At 70.9% G+C, this 17,487-nt stretch carries 13 protein-coding genes; 6 read left to right on the top strand and 7 right to left on the bottom strand.

Annotation, left to right across the window (positions count from 1 at the left end; all coding sequences use genetic code 11):
* Window positions 1-182 precede the first annotated feature (182 nt).
* The gene (locus tag QRN19_RS06700) at window positions 183-2,111 is read left to right on the top strand and encodes an ABC transporter ATP-binding protein (RefSeq protein ID WP_285025961.1); all 1,929 of its coding nucleotides are present in this window, start codon (window positions 183-185) and stop codon (window positions 2,109-2,111) included.
* A gap of 69 nt (window positions 2,112-2,180) precedes the next feature.
* Here QRN19_RS06700 and QRN19_RS06705 read toward each other — a convergent pair whose 3' ends face one another.
* On the bottom strand, window positions 2,181-2,933 hold the full coding sequence (locus QRN19_RS06705; protein WP_285025962.1) for a putative endonuclease domain-containing protein: 753 nt from the start codon (window positions 2,931-2,933) through the stop codon (window positions 2,181-2,183).
* A 377-nt stretch (window positions 2,934-3,310) separates the two neighbouring features.
* Entirely contained in the window at window positions 3,311-5,176 is a 1,866-nt protein-coding gene (locus tag QRN19_RS06710; protein WP_285025963.1) for a phosphoenolpyruvate carboxykinase (GTP), read from the bottom strand.
* Between the two features lie 123 nt (window positions 5,177-5,299).
* On the opposite strand from QRN19_RS06710, the gene QRN19_RS06715 reads away from it, so the two are divergent.
* Window positions 5,300-6,757 carry a helix-turn-helix transcriptional regulator gene (locus QRN19_RS06715; protein ID WP_124769726.1) on the top strand — a complete coding sequence of 486 codons (1,458 nt, stop codon included), beginning with the start codon at window positions 5,300-5,302 and terminating at the stop codon, window positions 6,755-6,757.
* Here QRN19_RS06715 and QRN19_RS06720 read toward each other — a convergent pair.
* Entirely contained in the window at window positions 6,742-7,929 is a 1,188-nt protein-coding gene (locus QRN19_RS06720; protein WP_285025964.1) for a DUF4192 family protein, read from the bottom strand. The two genes, QRN19_RS06715 and QRN19_RS06720, sit on opposite strands and share 16 nt — an antisense overlap.
* Before the next feature lie 223 nt (window positions 7,930-8,152).
* Between QRN19_RS06720 and QRN19_RS06725 the strand changes: the two genes are divergently transcribed.
* Window positions 8,153-9,877, top strand: coding sequence for a thiamine pyrophosphate-binding protein (locus QRN19_RS06725; RefSeq protein WP_285025965.1), 1,725 nt, complete (start codon window positions 8,153-8,155; stop codon window positions 9,875-9,877).
* Window positions 9,878-9,911: 34 nt separating this feature from the next.
* Entirely contained in the window at window positions 9,912-10,706 is a 795-nt protein-coding gene (locus QRN19_RS06730) for an alpha/beta fold hydrolase (RefSeq protein WP_285025966.1), read from the top strand.
* Between the two features lie 94 nt (window positions 10,707-10,800).
* On the opposite strand, the gene QRN19_RS06735 is transcribed toward QRN19_RS06730, so the two are convergent.
* The 3 genes from QRN19_RS06735 to QRN19_RS06745 all read right to left on the bottom strand — a co-directional run bounded on the left by QRN19_RS06735 (window position 10,801) and on the right by QRN19_RS06745 (window position 14,019).
* A complete protein-coding gene (locus QRN19_RS06735) occupies window positions 10,801-13,071 on the bottom strand; it encodes an MMPL family transporter (RefSeq protein ID WP_285025967.1) in 2,271 nt (756 codons plus the stop codon).
* A 78-nt stretch (window positions 13,072-13,149) separates the two neighbouring features.
* Window positions 13,150-13,725 (bottom strand): isochorismatase family protein, encoded by a 576-nt coding sequence (locus QRN19_RS06740; protein WP_285025968.1) that lies wholly within the window; start codon window positions 13,723-13,725, stop codon window positions 13,150-13,152.
* A gap of 99 nt (window positions 13,726-13,824) precedes the next feature.
* On the bottom strand, window positions 13,825-14,019 hold the full coding sequence (locus QRN19_RS06745) for a hypothetical protein (RefSeq protein WP_285025969.1): 195 nt from the start codon (window positions 14,017-14,019) through the stop codon (window positions 13,825-13,827).
* Between the two features lie 60 nt (window positions 14,020-14,079).
* Here QRN19_RS06745 and QRN19_RS06750 point away from each other — a divergent pair, with 60 nt between their 5' ends.
* Window positions 14,080-14,943 (top strand): endo alpha-1,4 polygalactosaminidase, encoded by an 864-nt coding sequence (locus QRN19_RS06750; RefSeq protein WP_285025970.1) that lies wholly within the window; start codon window positions 14,080-14,082, stop codon window positions 14,941-14,943.
* A 131-nt stretch (window positions 14,944-15,074) separates the two neighbouring features.
* A complete protein-coding gene (locus QRN19_RS06755) occupies window positions 15,075-15,980 on the top strand; it encodes a LysR family transcriptional regulator (protein WP_285025971.1) in 906 nt (301 codons plus the stop codon).
* Between the two features lie 10 nt (window positions 15,981-15,990).
* On the opposite strand, the gene QRN19_RS06760 is transcribed toward QRN19_RS06755, so the two are convergent.
* The gene (locus QRN19_RS06760; protein WP_285025972.1) at window positions 15,991-17,445 is read right to left on the bottom strand and encodes an LCP family protein; all 1,455 of its coding nucleotides are present in this window, start codon (window positions 17,443-17,445) and stop codon (window positions 15,991-15,993) included.
* Window positions 17,446-17,487 lie beyond the last annotated feature (42 nt).

The raw sequence follows: 17,487 nt of genomic DNA on the forward strand, positions 1-17,487 counted from the left end.
TCGAGGCGGTCACCGAGGGCCGGTGCGTGGAGGACAACTCCGCGCACCGGCCCTCGGTGCGTCCGCGCTCGGTGCGTCGGCTTCGGGCTCGGCGCATGCGACTCTCGCCTAGAGTTGAACCACGGTGCGCCGTCGCCATGGCCGTCTCGGAGCCGCGCACCGCACCTCGGAGGAAGAGCACCATGAGCACCCCAGCGCGCCCGGCACGCAGCCGCAACCCGTTCAGCCGACCGAAGGACGACGGTCCCCGCGCGAGCCTCAAGCAGCTCATGCCGTACATCTTCGAGCACCGCTCGATCCTCATCGTCGTCATCATCCTGAGCGTCATCGGAGCGGCCGCGTCGCTCGCCCAGCCGCTCATCGTCAGCCAGGTGATCGGGGTCGTCGAGGCGGGCCGGTCGCTCGGCAACCTGGCCTGGCTCCTCGTCGGGCTCGTCGTGGTCTCCGGCGTCATCAGCGGGTACCAGCACTATCTCCTGCAGCGCGCAGGCACCGGGGTCGTCTACTCCTCCCGGCGCCAGCTGATCGCGCGCATCTTCCGGCTGCCGATCAGCCAGTTCGACACGCGCCGCACCGGCGACCTCGTCTCGCGGGTCGGCAGCGACACGACGATGCTCTACGCCGTCCTGACGCAGGGCTTCGTGGACGCCGTCGGCGGTGCCATCACCTTCCTCGGGGCGCTCATCGCCATGGCGATCATCGACCCCGTCCTGCTGGGTCTCACCCTCCTCGTCGTGATCGTCTCGGTCGTCGTGGTCGTCGCCCTGAGCGGACGCATCCGCGTCGCCAGCCGTGAGCAGCAGACCAAGGTGGGCGAGCTCGCCGCCGCGGTCGAGCGGGCCATCAGCTCCATCCGCACCATCCGGGCGTCCAACGCGACCGACCGTGAGATCGACGCGGTGGACGGCGTGGCCAAGGAGGTCTACGGCGTCGGCGTCCGGATCGCGAAGATCTCCTCACTGGTCGTCCCGGTCGCCGGCATCGCCATGCAGACCTCGTTCCTGGTCGTCCTGGGCGTCGGCGGGTTCCGCGTCGCGTCCGGCGCCATCACCATCGCGAGTCTCGTCGCGTTCATCCTCTTCCTGTTCATGATGATCATGCCGCTCGGCCAGGCCTTCGGCGCGATCACGAGCGTCAACCAGGCGCTCGGAGCGCTCGGCCGGATCCAGGAGATCCTCGACCTGCCCGACGAGGGCGACGACGACGCCGCCATCGCCGCGAGGGTCGGCCGGCCCGGGACCGCCTCGGCCTCCGCACCGGCCATCGAGTTCGACGGCGTCGAGTTCGCCTACCCGGACGCGGCGGTCATCGAGCGCGAACGGGCTGCGGCTGAAGCACTCGCGACCGAGGCGCTGAGCGAGGGCACCAGCGCGCCCGAGGTGGTCACCGCCGACGCAGCGCGACTCACCGAGGCGCAGTCAGCGCTCGGCCGTCAGGTGCTCCGTGGGGTGTCCTTCGCCGCGATGCAGGGCAGACGCACGGCACTCGTCGGACCGTCCGGCGCCGGCAAGAGCACCATCCTCGGGCTCATCGAACGCTTCTACGACCCGACCGCCGGTGCCATCCGCCTGGGCGGGGTGGACATCCGCACGATCCCCCGCGCCGACCTCCGGGATCAGATCGGGTACGTCGAACAGGACGCTCCGGTCCTCGCCGGCACGCTGCGCGACAACCTGCTGCTGTCGTCGCCGGATGCGAGCGACGCCGACTGCGAGCGTGTGCTGCACGCGGTCAACCTCGGCGGGGTCCTCGACCGCAACCCGCTCGGTCTCGCCGCTCCGGTCGGCGAGGACGGCATCATGTTGTCGGGTGGCGAGCGGCAACGCCTTGCGATCGCGCGCGCCATCCTCGCGGCTCCCCCGATCCTGTTGCTGGACGAGTCGACGTCGAGCCTCGACGGCGTCAACGAGCAGATGATGCGTGAGGCCATCGACGCGGTCGCGACGGGACGCACACTCATCGTCATCGCGCACCGGCTCTCGACCGTCGTCGACAGCGATCAGATCGTCGTCCTCGAGGACGGTCGGGTGGTCGGCGTCGGCACCCACAGCGACCTCGTGACCGAGGTCCCGCTCTACCGCGAACTCGCCAAGCACCAGCTCCTCGTGTGACCCCGGTTCGTTCGCCCATGTTTGGGCGAACGGGTGCTCATTCGCCCAAAGATGGGCGAATGAACGGAGTCACGGGCGCCATCCTGCGGCGATGAGGCGCTCGCGCGCTCGGTCGATCGCGACGGCGGCACCCGCCTGCAGGTGATGTGCGAGGAAGCGGTCGTGGGACCAGCCGAGTCGGGTGACGGCATGGATCCGGTCGACGTCCTTGGCGAACTGACCCGCGTCGGTGGCGTGCTGGCGCCCGTCGTACTCGAACGCTGCGCGATACACCGGGTAGGCGAGGTCGAGACGTGCGATGAATCGCCCCCGGCGATCGTGGAGTTCGTGGTTGAGCACCGGCTCCGGGAGGCCGGCACGAACGAAGGCGAGTCGGAGTTCCGTCTCCTTCGGCGATTCGGAACCAGCGCGGATCTGCGGGAGCGCGGCACGGAGTGACCCCGCGCCGAGATGCCGGGATCCGTTGAGTGCCGCGACAAGGTCGTCGAGCGAGCACAGTGCCGGAAGGCGCTGGTGACCCCACCGGCCGGAAGCACCACGCTCCCGAACGAGATGATCTCCGACCGCGACCAGCTCATCGATGTCGAGCATCGGTCCGAGCTGACACCACATATCGGCGGGACTCACGACCGCGAGCCTCTCGATGAGGATCGGATCGCCGAAGAGGCCCGCCAAGCGATGGCCGACGACCCCGGCAACCCTGGGCGCTCGGTCCGGCGGCCGGACGCCGACATGCACCTCGTCCCAGCGCAGCCGCGCCGGAAGCGGAGCATCCAGCAGATGCGCGGCCGACAGGTGCGAGAAGAACTGCGCCGGTGCCATTCGCTGGGCGTACGCGCGACACAGCTCCAGGTGCGCGAGATGACGCTGTTCGGGAGGCAGGTCCGCGCCCCGGCGCGGTGCAGTGAAACTCCGTACCCCCGGGAACGGTGCTGGAACACGCGTCGTGCGGAGGCGCTCCGGCGAGACCCCCTGCTCCAACGCCGAGCGGACGGAGAACGCGTGGTGATCGGGCAGACCTGTTGACGTCATGCTTCGATCGTCGCGCGATCGGTCGGTGCGCGACCGGCGCGATCGGTCGCGCGGTACTGTCCCGGCCAACCGTCGAGCTGTGGAGCACCCTCGTCGCCGGTTCATTCGCCCGTACATGGGCGAACGAACCTCCATTCGCCCAAAACTGGGCGAATGGAGGTCGAGGGTCAGGACCGGAGGCGGTAGCGCAGCGCGGCGAGCTCTGCGCGGAGGGCGGCCGGGACGCGGTTGCCGAAGGTGTCGAAGAAGGACTCGGTGAGGTCGCACTCGACGAGCCAGGACTCGCGATCGACGGCGAACAGGGCGTCGAGGTCTGCCTCGGGCACGTCGATGCCGTCGAGGTTGAGCTCGTCGAGGACCGGCAACCGGCCGATCGCGGACTCCCGTGCATCGACCTCGTGCTCGAGCCGCCGCACGATCCACTCGATGACCCGCGAGTTCTCACCGAAGCCCGGCCAGAGGAAGGAGCCGTCGGCGTCCTTCCGGAACCAGTTGACCTGGAAGATCCGCGGCGCCTTGCCGTGCTCGAGTGCGCCGCCCACGCGGAGCCAGTGGCTCCAGTAGTCCGCCATGTTGTAGCCGCAGAACGGGAGCATCGCGAAGGGGTCGCGACGGAGCTCCCCGACCGTGCCCTCGGCCGCCGCAGTCTGCTCGGAGGAGATCGTCGCCCCCATGAACACGCCGTGCTCCCAACTGCTGGCCTCGACCACGAGCGGCACGTTCGTGGCACGACGTCCGCCGAAGAGGATCGCGTCGAGCGGCACGCCGTCGGCTGCGTCCCAGTCGTCGGCGATCGACGGGCACTGCGCCGCCGCGACGGTGAACCGCGAGTTCGGGTGGGCCGCAGGACGGCCCGACTCGGGCGTCCAATCCTGGCCCTGCCAGTCGACGAGGTGGGCCGGCGGCTCGGGGGTCAGCCCCTCCCACCAGACGTCGCCGTCGTCGCGGAGCGCCACGTTGGTGAAGATCGTGTTGCCCCACAGGGTCTCGACGGCCGTCGCGTTCGTGCCGGCGCCCGTGCCGGGTGCGACCCCGAAGAAACCGGCCTCCGGGTTGATGGCGTACAGACGGCCGTCGTCGCCGGGCCGGATCCACGCGATGTCGTCGCCGAGGGTCTCGACCGTCCATCCGGGGATCGTCGGCCGCAGCATCGCGAGGTTGGTCTTGCCACAGGCCGAGGGGAACGCGGCGGCGATGTGGAACGCCCGACCCTCCGGCGAGACGACCCGGACCAGCAGCATGTGCTCGGCCAACCAGCCTTCGTCGCGGCCGATGACCGAGGCGATCCGCAGCGCGAAGCACTTCTTCGCGAGGAGTGCGTTGCCGCCGTAGCCGGAGCCGAAGGACCACACCTCGCGCGTCTCCGGGAACTGGACGATGTATTTGGTGTCGTTGCACGGCCAGACCACATCGGCCTGCCCTGCCTCGAGCGGAGCGCCGACCGAGTGGACGGTCCGGACCCACGGCTGTCCGTCGGCGATGAGTTCGAGGACGCGGTCGCCCATCCGCGTCATGATGCCCATGCTGAGGACCGCGTACGCCGAGTCGGTGATCTGCACGCCGAGCTGCGAGAGCGGCCCGCCGACCGCGCCCATCGAGAACGGCACGACGTACATCGTGCGACCGCGCATGCTGCCGGCGAAGACCCCGTGCAGTTCGTCGCGCATCGCCGCGGGATCGCGCCAGTGGTTCGTCGGCCCGGCGTCCTCCTCCTGCTCGGAGCAGATGAAGGTGCGGTCCTCGACGCGCGCGACGTCGCGCGGATCGCTGCGGGCCAGGAAACTGTTCGGCCGCCACTCCGGGTTGAGCTTGATCAGCTTCCCCTCCTCGACGAGCTGGTGGGTGAGCCGGTGCGATTCGCTCGCGGAGCCGTCGACCCAATGGATCGCGGACGGCTCCAGCAGTGCCGCCAGGTCGTCGACCCAGGCGTGCAGCTCGTCGAGGCCGCTCTGCTGCGGGCGCGGCACTGCTCGGAGCTCTACGCGGGCAGCGGGAGCGGGTGCGGTGTCGGGAATCAGTTCTGCGATGGACATGCGTTCCTCCGGCGTTGGTGGGACGGTCAAGAAGTGGTCGTAGAGCAACCATGCGCCCACTTCGATCGATCTTCACGGTCTTCAAGACTTCAAGAATCCCGTTTCTTTCGATACGGTGAAGGAATGACGCCGACTCCCGCATCGAACGCCGCCGCCGAGCTCCTCACGCTCGGCCATCGGATCCGGCACTTCCGGACCCGGCGAGGCCTCACCCTCGACGACCTCGGTGAACGGGTCGGGCTGGCGGCGAGCCAGCTCTCCCTCATCGAGAACGGGAAGCGCGAGCCGAAGCTGTCGGTCCTGCAGGAGCTGACGACCGCGCTCGGGGTCGACCTGACCGACCTCCTGTCGAAGGAAGCGCCGAACCCCCGCGCGGCGCTGGAGATCGAGTTGGACCGGCTCCAGCGCAGTGCCCTCTACGGCGAGTTGACCCTGCCGATCGTCAAGCCGTCGAAGGGCATCCCCGACGAAGCCCTCCGCGCACTCGTGGGCCTGCACCGCGAACTGCAGCGGCACGCGAGCGAGGCGATCGCGACCCCGGAGGAGGCGCGGCGCGCGAACACCGAGCTGCGGGAGTGGATGCGGGAGCGCGACAACCATCTGCCCGAGATCGAGGAACTCGCGGAGTCGCGCGTGCTGCGTGCCGGGCACAGCACCGGCGCACTCACCCACCGCACGGTGAGCATCATGGCGGAACAGCTCGGCTTCGACCTCATCTACGTCAACGACCTGCCGCACTCCGCCCGCAGCGTCACCGATCTCGAGAACGGGCGCATCTACCTGCCACCGGCCTCGATCCCCGGCGGACACGGTCTGCGATCCATGGCCCTGCAGGCGATGGCACACCGCCTGCTCGGGCACCAGCGTCCGACGAGCTACGCGGAGTTCCTCCGGCAACGGCTCGAGATCAACTACTTCGCGGCGGCGGCGCTCATGCCACAGACGGCCGCGGTGTCGTTCCTGCAGCAGGCCAAGCGCGACCGCAACCTGGCCGTCGAGGACTTCCGCGACGCCTTCGGGGTCACCCATGAGGCCGCGGCGCTGCGCCTGACCAACCTGGCGACCGCCCGGCTCGACATGCGCCTGCACTTCCTGCGGGTCTCCGAGGACGGGGCGATCTCGAAGGCCTATGAGAACGATGCGCTGCCGCTGCCCGTCGACGTGACGGGCGCGGTGGAGGGCCAGATCGTGTGCCGGAAGTGGAGCGCGCGGAACGCCTTCGCGCGGACGAACCGCACCACGGAGCTCTACCAGTACACCGACACCCCGGCCGGTACCTTCTGGTGCGCGACCCAGACCGGCACGACCGAAGCCGGGGAGTTCTCGATCTCGGTCGGCGTGCCCTGGGGCGAGGCGAAGTGGTTCCGCGGACGGGAGACCACGACGCGTGCGGTCTCCACCTGCCCGGACCCGACCTGCTGCCGTCGACCACCGTCGGACCTCGCGGACAAGTGGCGGGAGCAGGCCTGGCCGAGCGCCCGGTTGCACACCCACATCCTCTCGCCGCTGCCGAGCGGCACCTTCCCGGGCGTCGACGACTCCGAGGTCTACGACTTCCTCGAGCGTCACGCGGCGGGCTGATCGCTCGGGGCGGCCACGCCGTCGCGTGTTCCCGCGGCACTGCAGAACGCCCAGGCCGGGAGGTGCCCCTGGCGGATCAGCGACCCGACGGTCGCCGCCAGCGGGTGGTCCAGTTCCTCGTCGGCCAGCTCGGCGAGGAAGGCGGTCGCGCGCGTGCTCTGGCCGAGCGCCCACGACAGCCAGGCGAGCATGGCGAGCGGCGCGACGCGTGCCGACTCCGACGCTCGCGCCGCGACGCCGAGGAGCAGGCTGCTCGCCGCCCGGATGCGCTGGACGTCGGGATGCGGTCCGTCGCCGACCAACAGGTGGGCGACCCGGTGGAACACCTCCGGGTCGTCCGCCCCGACCGGCAGATGCCCGTACGCGCGTTCGGCGTCGTCGAGTTCCTCACCGAGGTCGCGCCCGAACGCCCACTGCATGAGTGCGAGGTCGCTCGCCCACGGGCGTGACAGGCTCAGCAACAGGAAGGCCACTTCCCGGGCGGTCATCGCCTCGACACCGCGGGCGAGTGCGTCCTCGAAGACCCCAGGAAGGCCGTCGAGTCGTTCCACGACGTCTCCGAGGTCGATCCGCCAGGTCGTGCGGGCGTGATCGGCGGCCGCGTCGAGCATGGAGGCCAGTCGAGCGCAGAGCACCCGGTACTCGAGGTCGACGGCTGCGAACGTCGCCACGTCCACCGACGGGACCTCGGTCGTGACGAGCTCCCAGGGGAGCGGTGGGACCGGCGGGACCGCCGCCGAGGCCACGATCGCCGGCGGACGCCCTCCGGCGGGGAGTCCAGGGTCGAGGTAGGAGCCCCAGCCGTCAGCGGCCGAGCAGAGGGCGTCCTTGACCGTGAACCCCTGCGCGCCCGCCAGCTCGAGGACCGCGTCGGCGATGGTCCTGCCCGGTGGCTCCGCTCCGGCCCCGAACGCGTCGTCCGTGTAGACCACGGGCACGATGGCGTCGACACCCGGGGCCCGGCAGGCGAACCCGAGGGCGCGCTCCGCCGCGGCGTCCGCCACCTGCCGGTCGACGTCCGTTCCGGCCGGCAGGTGCACCTGGAGTGCGCCGCGGCTGTGACGGCCGGCGAACAGGACGACGACGAGGCTCGATCTCGGAGTGCTTCCGACGAGTCCGGGGATGAGGGCGAGGAGGTCTTCGGCCGCGTGGGCCTGCACGATGTGGATCATGCGGCAAGCTTCGGTCGAAGCCGGGTCCGGCTGTCCGGCAGATGTCACGGATGTGGAGCGGATGCTGTCGAGGCCGCACTGTGCAGCGTGGTCGCCGCGGAGTAGAGTGTGCTCGTCAGACTCCGCAGCACGGGGGTCGTTGCTCGAAAAAAGGGCGATAGCGCGGCCAGCACCGGCGAGACACACACGGAATCCCATCCGTCCACGTTCTCGAAGGTCTCCCATGTCCGAACACGCTTCGTCGACCGTTCCCACGTCGATCCGCCCCTCCACCGTCTCCGCCCGAGTGGCGCAGGCACTCAGTCGCCACGTCTCAGAGGTGTTCGGGGTCATGGGCAACGGCAACGCGCACCTCCTCGACGCCCTCGCCGCGACCAGGACCCGCTTCACCGCCATGCGCCACGAGGCCGGGGGCGTCGCCGCAGCCGACGCCTATGCCCGCGCGGGTGGCGGCCTCGCTGCCGCGACCGCGACCTACGGCGCCGGATTCACCAACACCCTGACGCCCCTCGCGGAGGCGGTGATGGCCCAGATCCCGCTGGTCCTCGTCGTCGGTGACGCCCCGACCACCGGCGCCCGCTCCTGGGACGTCGACCAGTTCCAGATCGCCGCCGGGCTCGGTGCGCCGACCTTCACCGTCGGCCGCGACGACGCCACCGCGACCACGCTGCGCGCCATCGAGCACGCCGTCCACCGCCGGACCGCGGTCGTGCTCGCCATCCCCTACGACCTCGCCGCCATGGCATCCGACGAACCGCTGCGGGCCGACGGGACACCGCACCACCCGGCGCTCGTCCGGCCGTCACGCGTGGAGCCGGTCGCGCGGCGCCTGGACGCCGCCGCCGCTGCCCTGCGCAGCGCAGACCGTCCGCTCATCCTGGCCGGGCGTGGAGCCTGGCTGGCCGACGCCGGCCCCGTGCTCGGCGAGCTCGCCGACCGGCTCGACGCCCACATCGCGACCACGGCGCTCGGACGCGGGCTCTTCGGTTCCAGCGCCCGTGATCTCGGCGTGGCCGGCGGCTTCGCGACGGAGCACGCCGCGAGACGCATCGCCGAAGCGGACGTCGTGCTCGTCGTCGGCGCCGGCCTCAACCAGTTCACGATGCGGTTCGGCGAGGCCTTCGCCCACGACGCGCACGTCATCCAGGTCGACCTCGCCGACGCCCCGACGAACGCCAGGGTCGACGAGCTCATCCACGGTGACGCGGCCCTCACAGCCGCAGGTCTCCTGGAACGGCTCTCCGACGGCGCGGGGTCCGGATGGGTCGCGTCGGCCGGCGCCGCCCGCCCAGCACCGCACCTCGATCGCGATCTGGGTGACGGCTCGTCCGGCGACGGACTGTGCGCGGACGGGCGGCTCGACCCGCGCAGCCTCGCGCACCGATTGGACGAGCTGCTCCCGGCCGACCGCACGGTCGTGCAGGACGGCGGCCACTTCATCGGCTGGGCGCCGATGTACTTCGACATCCCCTCCCCCGATCGCCTCGTCATGGTCGGGACGGCGTACCAGTCGATCGGACTCGGGTTCCCGAGCGCTGTCGGTGCAGCGGCGGCCGGGCACACGGGCACCACCGTCCTCTGCACCGGCGACGGCGGCGGTCTCATGGCACTCCCGGACCTCGACACCGTCATCCGCACGGTGCCGAGCGGCGTGATCGTGGTCTTCAATGACGCCGCCTACGGAGCCGAGGTCCACCAATACGGCTCACGTGGACTCGACCAGACCCCGATGCTCATCGACGAGGTCGACTTCGCCGCCCTCGCGCGGGCCTTGGGGGGCCAGGGCGTGACGATCGACACGCTCGCGGACCTCGACGGACTCACCGACTGGGTCCACGCCGGGGCGCAGGGCGTCCTCCTGCTCGACTGCCGCATCTCCACGAGCGTCGTCGCCCCGTACCTCTCCGAGATGATGCAGCAGGGACCACGACCGGTCACCGTCGACTGAGCCCGCGCGGCGCCACCGCGGGTATCGTTGACGGGTGCTTCCTCAGCCTGCCCCGACCGCACCCACCTACGTCATGTCGACGGACGGCATCCGGATCGCGACCTACCTCCACGAACCGGCTCCGGGCACCGGCGACCTCGGCACGATCGTCGCGGTGCACGGCTTCGCCTCGAGTGCCGGACTCAACTGGGACCTCGCCGGGTGGACACGCACGCTGACGCGCGCCGGGTACCGTCTGCTGACCCTCGACCAACGCGGTCACGGAGCCTCCGACAAACCGACGGATCCCGCCGCATACCGACTCGACATCCTCGTCGACGACGTCCTGTCCGTCCTCGACGGCTACGGCGTCGACGAACCGCACTACCTCGGGTACTCGCTGGGCTCCCGGGTGGGTTGGCGGTTGGGTGTCCGGCACCCCGACCGTGTGCGCTCGCTCAGCCTCGGCGGTCTCCCCGAGGGCGACTCGCTCCGCGACTTCGACCTGGAGGCGGCCCGTCACCACATGAGGACCGGGACGACGATCACCCACGCCCTCACGGACACGTACGTGGCGATGGCCGAGGGCGTCCCGGGAAACGACGTGGAGGCCCTCATCGCCCTGGTGGAAGGCCTCCGCGGAGGGCCACAACCGAGCACGGCCGAGGTGCCGCCGCTGCCGATGCTGCTCGTGACCGGAGACGACGACGCGGTCGCCGCCGGGAGTCGGCGGCTCGCCGAAGCCGCTGGCGCCCGCTACGTGGGGCTGCCCGGCCGCGAGCACTTCAACGCGGTCTCGTCGCGGGCGTTCAAGGACGCCGTGCTCGCGTTCCTCGCCGAGCAGGGGTAGCTGTCCGGGGTCAAGGTACTCGATGCGGAGAACCTGCCCGGGGGCACTTCGACAAGCTCAGTGACCGGAAGGAGTCCTCCCTCGACCGCCTCGGTCAGGCCGCGTGCCGGTGCTCGACACGACCCTTCGCGAGCTTCGACGGCCACCAGATGGCGCTCCCGATGTCGTGGCTGAGGGCTGGGACGAGCAGCGTCCGGACGATGATCGTGTCGAGGAGGACCCCGAACGCCACGATGAACGCGATCTGCGCGAGGAACAGGATCGGGATGACGCCCAGCGCCGCGAACGTCGCCGCGAGCACGAGTCCCGCCGAGGTGATCACGCCACCCGTGATCGCCAGGCCCCGCAGCACGCCGGCCCGCGTTCCGACCCGCAGCGACTCCTCGCGGACCCTCGTCATGAGGAAGATGTTGTAGTCGATCCCGAGCGCCACGAGGAACACGAAGCCGTAGAGCGGCACGCTCGGGTCCGCGCCCGGGAACCCGAGCACGTGGTTGAACACGAGCGCGGAGACCCCGAGGGCCGCCCCGAAGGACACCACCACGCTGAGGATCAGCAGGACCGGGGCGAGCACCGAGCGGAGCAGCAGCATGAGGATGAGGAGGATGACGGCGAGCACCACGGGGATGATGAGGTTCCGGTCGTGGATGGACGCGTCGTTCGAGTCGATGGCGGTGGCCGTCACGCCGCCGACCGGTGTATGGGCACCGACCTCGGCGTCGAGGGTCGAGCGCAGCTGTCGCACGCTCTCCTCCGCCGTCGCGGAGTCCGGTGCCGCGTCGAGCGTCGCCTGGAGCACGATGCGGCCGTCGTCGACCGTCGGGTCGGCCGACGCCACCGGGGTCCCGGGCGGCCCAGCGGCGGGAGCCGTGAACACCGCCTCCCCGTCCCCGACCGTCGCATCCGCAGTGCCGGTCGCGGAGTCGCCCGACAGCACCTGGACGGTGTCGAGACCGTCCGCCTCCTCGAGGATGCCGATGACCTGCGCAGCGTCGCCCTCCTGCGCGAGGACGTACACGGGGCTCGCCGAACCGGCCGGGAAGTGCTCACCGAGAGCCGCTTGACCGTCACGGGCCTCGGACGTGCCGAGGATGAGGTCGCTCTGGGCGACGCCGTCCGCCTTGAGCTGGAAGACCCCGAGGCTCGCGACCAGGAGGAGCAGGGTGCTCCCGATCCAGACGACGCGGGCGTGGCGGGAGATGAGGCGGGCGATCCCACCCCACAGACCGGTGGTCGGCACGGCGGTGTCGTCGGTCGACGAGGCGCGCACACGGTGCTCGCTCCCGTACTTCGGGCGCAGCGGCCAGAACGAGGTGCGACCGCAGGCCAGCAGGAGCGCGGGCAGGAAGGTGAGCGCCGCGAGGACCGAGAAGACGATCCCGATCGAGGCGACCGGCCCGAGCGCCTTGTTCGAGTTCAGGTCGCTGAGCAGCAGGCAGAGCAGTCCGGCGATGACGGTGCCGCCCGACGCGACGATCGGCTCGAACGATCCTCGGAGCGCAGCCCACGTCGCATCCCACCGCCGCTCGTGGTCGCGGAGCGCCTCCCGGTACCGGGAGACGTAGAGCAGTGAGTAGTCGGTCGCCGCACCGATCACGAGGATGAAGAGGATGCCCTGCACCTGGCCGTTCAGCAGGACGACGCCGGCCTTCGCGAGCCACCACACGGTGAGGAGTGCGGTGCAGAGGGCGAACAAGGAGGTGCCGAGCACGAGGAACGGGAGGACCGGCGAACGGTACACGACGATGAGGATGAGGAAGACGGCGCCGAGCGCGGTCAGGAGGAGGATGCCGTCGATGCCGGCGAAGGCGTCGCTGAGGTCGGCGGTGAACCCTGCCGGGCCGGTGACGAAGACGTCGAGGCCGGCCGGGGCAACTTCGGCGAGCTGCGCACGGAGGGCCTCGACGACGTCGCCGACCTCCGCGTCGCCGCTGATCGGGACGAAGACCTCGACCGCGTCGCCATCCTCGGAGGGGATGGCCGGAGAAACGCCGTCGGCGACGCCCTCGGTGGAGGACAGGGCTGAGAGCTCGTCGTCGATCGCCGCCCGGTCCTCGTCGGTGATCCCGCCGTTGCGGACGAACAGCACGAGGGCCGGGATGTCGTCACCCTCCCGGAACCCGTCGAGTGCCGTCTGCACCTCGGTCGCGTCCGCGCTCGCGGGGAGGAAGCTCGTCTGGTCGTTGGTCGCGACCTCGCTCACCTTCCCGAAGTACGGACCGCCGACGCCGGCGGCCGTGAGCCAGAGGAGGATGAGGACCACGGGGAGCACGACCCGCAGCCACCGCGGCGCACCCGCCCGATCCCGCTGCTGCGTCCGGGTGTCCGCGTCCGTCTGCGTTCCGCCGTGTCGTCCGTGCGTCATGCGCGCGCCCCGTTCTCGCCCTGCTCGAAATAATATGCAGCTAGCTTACTATCTGCGACAGGCGGCCGGGGACGGAGTTCAGGCGGGGACGACGACTCCCCCGGCTTCGGTGATCTCGGCGAGCGCCGCATCCCCGGCGGCCCGGTCGACGGGCGCGACGAGACCGGCGAGGACGCGGACCTGCAGGCCGTGCTCGATGGCGTCGAGCGCACTCCGGCGGACGCAGTAGTCGGTCGCGAGACCCACGACGTCGACCTCCGTGATGCCGGCATCCGTGAGGACCTCGTCGAGGCTCCGACCTTCCGGCGTCACGCCCTCGAAGATCGAGTATCCGTGGGCACCCTGGCCCTTGCGGATGTGGGTGCCGACGCTCTTGGTGTCGAGCGCGTGGTGGTACTCGGCGCCTGCACTCCCCGCGACGCAGTGCACCGGCCAGTTCGTCACGTAGTCGGGCTCACCCGTCGCGAAGTGACCGTCGTTGTCGCCCTCGGCATCGTGCCAATCGCGTGAGGCGAACACGTGCGCGTACTCGTCCCCGTGCTCGGCCAGCAGCTGCGTGACCCCCGCGGCGACGGCCTCGCCGCCGTCCACGCCGAGCGCACCGCCCTCGGTGAAATCGTTCTGTACGTCGATGATGAAGAGCGCGCGCGCCACGATGCCTCCGGGTTGTCGTCGTCCCGCCTCGGTGGAGGCGGGTTCCATCGAGGGTAACGCCGGGGAACCGACCTGGTCAGGTGGTTGCGCTGCCGTGGCTCAGAGGCGCCGCGCGCGTTCCTTGCGGCGGTCGAAGAACTGGAGACCGATGTTCACGCCCATGAGGATGGTGCCGAGGAGCATGGCGACGAGCCCGGCGATCCGGAACCCGACCGGCAGCTCGAGGAGCAGCGCGAAGACGATCCCGAGCAGGATGAGCGCGGCACCCGCGGAGAACAGCACCAGATACTTCATGCCCCAACGGTACCGGCTGGACGACGGCCCCGGGACGGGACCGCGACCTAGGCTGGGGACATGACCCGTCTCCCCCGTCGCACGCACCAGCTCATCGCGGCGGGCACCGCGCTCCTACTCGCGGTCACCGCCGCCGGTTGCTCCACCGTCCCGAGCGGTACACGCTCCGGTGCCGAATCGACCCCGTCGGTGGGCGACTTCCCCACGGACGTCGTCTTCGACTACCAGCTCGGCGGTGGCTACGAGCCGGCGGCCGGCGTGGGCGGCGTCGCGCGCGACAGCACCGACTCCCCCGACCCTGACTGGTACTCCATCTGCTACGTCAACGGCTTCCAGAGCCAGCCGGCCGATCGCGAGGCCTGGCTCGCCGAACCGGACCTCGTCCTCACCGACGACGACGGCGAACCGATCGTCGACGAGAACTGGCCCGACGAGCTCATCTTCGACCTCTCCACCGACTTCCGTCGCGCGCGGATCGCCGAGCGGGTCGGCGCGAGCATCACCCGCTGCGCGCAGGCCGGCTTCGACGCCGTCGAGATCGACAATCTGGACTCGTACACCCGATCCGACGGTCGACTCACCGTGGAGGACGCGATCGCCCTCGCCACCCGGTACGCCGACCTCGCCCACGACGCGGGCCTCCTCCTCGGGCAGAAGAACGCCGCCGAGCTCGGCACGCGAGGACGGGACGACGTCGGGTTCGACTTCGCCGTCGCGGAGGAGTGCCACCGCTTCGACGAGTGCGCCACCTACACCGAGGTGTACGGAGACGCCGTGCTGGACATCGAGTACACCGACGACCTGCGCGGCACCTTCGACGAGGTGTGCGCCGATCCGCAGGTCCCGTTCTCCACGATCCTGCGCGACCGCGACCTCCTGACGGCCGACGACCCCGCCCACGTGTTCGAAGCCTGCGCGAGGTAGGCACCGGCAGGAGATCCGCTCCGGGCCAGGAGCTTCCTCGGTGAAGCGTCCTCCTCCGGGGCTGATCCCCTGCGCTCAGGCATCTCCAGCAGGTGTCGGTAGCGTGGAGGCATGATCCGGACCCACGACGCATGAACTTGGAGCAGCTGGAGGCGGTCGTCGCGGTCGTCGACTACGGATCGTACGCGGCGGCGGCCGATGTCCTGCAGATCTCGCAGCCCTCGCTCACGAGACGCATCCAACGCTGCGAGACCGACCTCGGGCTCGCGCTCTTCACCCGGGTCGGTCGGCGCATGCACATCACCGACGCCGGCCGGTCCGTCCTCGGCCCGGCGAGGCGGATGCTCCAGGAGGCGAACGGGCTCCGCGCACTCGTCGACGCCCAGCACGCGCTCACCGTCGGCACGCTCCGGATCGGCGCACTCCCCTCGCTCGTCGCAACCCACGTCCCGGAGCTCGTCGCGCGGTTCCACGCCGCGCACCCCGACGTCCGCATCGAGGTCACGGGCGCCGTCGACTCCGCCGAACTGCTCGAAGCCGTCGACCTCGGGCGCATCGACCTCGGTGTGGCCGATGTGGCCACCGCCGGCCCCGGTGTCGAGGTGCGACTCCTGGAGGAACAGCGGTTCGCGATCGTCCTCCCCGGCTTGAGGACCGTCGCCGAGCGCGAGGCCGGCCACACGCCACCGACCATCACCGGCGACGAGCTGGCTGCGCACACCCTGGTGACCCTCCCCCGCGGGACCTCGATGCGCGGCGTGACCGACGAGGCGTACGCCCGCTTCGGCGTGCAGCCCCCGCGGGTCATCGTGACCACCCAGCGCGACGCGCTCACGCGGTTCGCGACCGCCGGCGTCGGCCTGACCGTGGTGCCCGAGCGGCTCGCCGACTGGGCTGCGGCGAACGGCGCCCGGGTCCGCCGGTTCCCGACACCGGTCACGAGGAGCATCGGCCTGCTCGTGCGCCACGACAGCCTCGGGGCACCCGCCGTGAGTGCCTTCCTCCGCTTGGCGGAGCGGGTCCCACCCGCCGAGTGACGCGGGCGCGTCAGCCGCAGAGGTCCGCGGCGGCGTTGCGGGACTCGACCTCGACGGGCGCCGGTGCGGTAGGCGTGGCCAGTGCGGCGAAGTCGTCGCCGATGACGAGCACGACGTCCTCCTCGTCCGGTCCCGGTTCGCCGCTCACGACGACGGTGATCCCCAGCTCCTGGGCGAGGGAGGCGGCCGTCGCCCGAGCCGCGTCCGAGTCGCGCGCGAGCAGGACCGTGACCGGGGTGTCCGTCTCCGCGTCGCCGATCGACGCGACGGTGTAACCGAGGGCGGTCAGTCGGTCGGCCGTCGCCGTCGCGACCCCGTTCGTCTGCGAGCCGTTGAGGACGCTGACCGCCTCGACCCGCACCGGTTCGACCGGGGCGACCGGCTCGGCGGGGGACGCATCAGCGGTTCCCGCGATCGGCACCGGGACATCGGTGGCGAGGCTCGAGAAGACGATCGCGGCGTCATCACTCGGGACGACCCGGTTGGCGTCCGACGGCGCCTCGGTCCACGGCATCGTCAGGAAGGTGATGGCCGACGCCGGCACCTGCGAGACCCGGTGGGCGAGCGAGGTCAGGCTCGCGAGGTCGCCGAGCGCGGTGTCGACGGTGAGCGAGGAGGTGACCGCGTCCAGGAAGCGGATGAGGCGGTCCGGCCGGGTGAGCACCTCGGCACTCAGCGCCCGCTGCACGATCGCGGACATCACCATCTGCTGGTTGCCGAGGCGGGAGATGTCGCTGCCGTCACCCACCGCATGCCGGGTGCGGGCGAGCGCGAGCGCCTGCGTCCCGTCGATGACCTGCGCCCCTGCGGGCAGCGCGAGGTTCGAATAGGGGTCCTCCATGTCCGACGGCAGACACACCGCCAGCCCGTCCATGCCGTTGACGATCGCCTGGAAGCCGCTGAAGTCGAGCTCGACGAAGTGGTCGATCGGCACACCGGTCATCGCCTGCACCGCAGCGACCGAGCAGGCGGCACCGGAGTTCAACGCCGCGTTCACCATGCCGTAGTCGTCGGGCGTCCCCCGCCCGGTGTCCATGCACATCGACAGGTCGGTCAGCGTGTCACGCGGAATCTGCATCGCGTCGATCCGGGTGTTGCCCTCGGACACGTGCACGAGCACCATCGCGTCGCTGCGCTTGGTACCGGTGTCCTCACCGTAGTCGCCGACCCCAAGGTCACGGCTGTCGGAGCCGAGGAGCAGGACGTTGATCGCCGGGTCCGGCGCGCCCGGCTGTGCGGGCTCGGTCGAACGTCCGGTCGGGGCGGCGATGGCCTCGGAGCTGAGGTTGCCCTGCAGCCGCAGTGCGAGCGCACCGACACCCCCGAGGAGTGCGAGCACGAGGCCGCCTGCGATGCCGACGATGAGGCGCCGACGGCGGACCCGTGCGCTCACCCCACCGCCGTGACGGCGAGCGTGGGCGGCACGTGGGCGGACGGATGCCTCGGGGAGATCGGGTCTGCGCATCGTCCCAGTGCACCAAGCGTCGAAGCGGCGGACAAGCAGCCT

The organism is Plantibacter sp. ME-Dv--P-122b, from assembly GCF_030209375.1.
Lineage (GTDB): Bacteria > Actinomycetota > Actinomycetes > Actinomycetales > Microbacteriaceae > Plantibacter.

Coding starts and splice junctions, on each gene's coding strand:
- QRN19_RS06710 (WP_285025963.1), bottom strand. CDS start 5,176: ATGTCCATCGCAGAACTGATTCCCGACACCGCACCCGCTCCCGCTGCC.
- QRN19_RS06745 (WP_285025969.1), bottom strand. CDS start 14,019: ATGAAGTATCTGGTGCTGTTCTCCGCGGGTGCCGCGCTCATCCTGCTC.
- QRN19_RS06720 (WP_285025964.1), bottom strand. CDS start 7,929: ATGATCCACATCGTGCAGGCCCACGCGGCCGAAGACCTCCTCGCCCTC.
- QRN19_RS06705 (WP_285025962.1), bottom strand. CDS start 2,933: ATGGCACCGGCGCAGTTCTTCTCGCACCTGTCGGCCGCGCATCTGCTG.
- QRN19_RS06750 (WP_285025970.1), top strand. CDS start 14,080: ATGACCCGTCTCCCCCGTCGCACGCACCAGCTCATCGCGGCGGGCACC.
- QRN19_RS06725 (WP_285025965.1), top strand. CDS start 8,153: ATGTCCGAACACGCTTCGTCGACCGTTCCCACGTCGATCCGCCCCTCC.
- QRN19_RS06735 (WP_285025967.1), bottom strand. CDS start 13,071: ATGACGCACGGACGACACGGCGGAACGCAGACGGACGCGGACACCCGG.
- QRN19_RS06760 (WP_285025972.1), bottom strand. CDS start 17,445: ATGCGCAGACCCGATCTCCCCGAGGCATCCGTCCGCCCACGTGCCGCC.
- QRN19_RS06755 (WP_285025971.1), top strand. CDS start 15,075: ATGAACTTGGAGCAGCTGGAGGCGGTCGTCGCGGTCGTCGACTACGGA.
- QRN19_RS06700 (WP_285025961.1), top strand. CDS start 183: ATGAGCACCCCAGCGCGCCCGGCACGCAGCCGCAACCCGTTCAGCCGA.
- QRN19_RS06715 (WP_124769726.1), top strand. CDS start 5,300: ATGACGCCGACTCCCGCATCGAACGCCGCCGCCGAGCTCCTCACGCTC.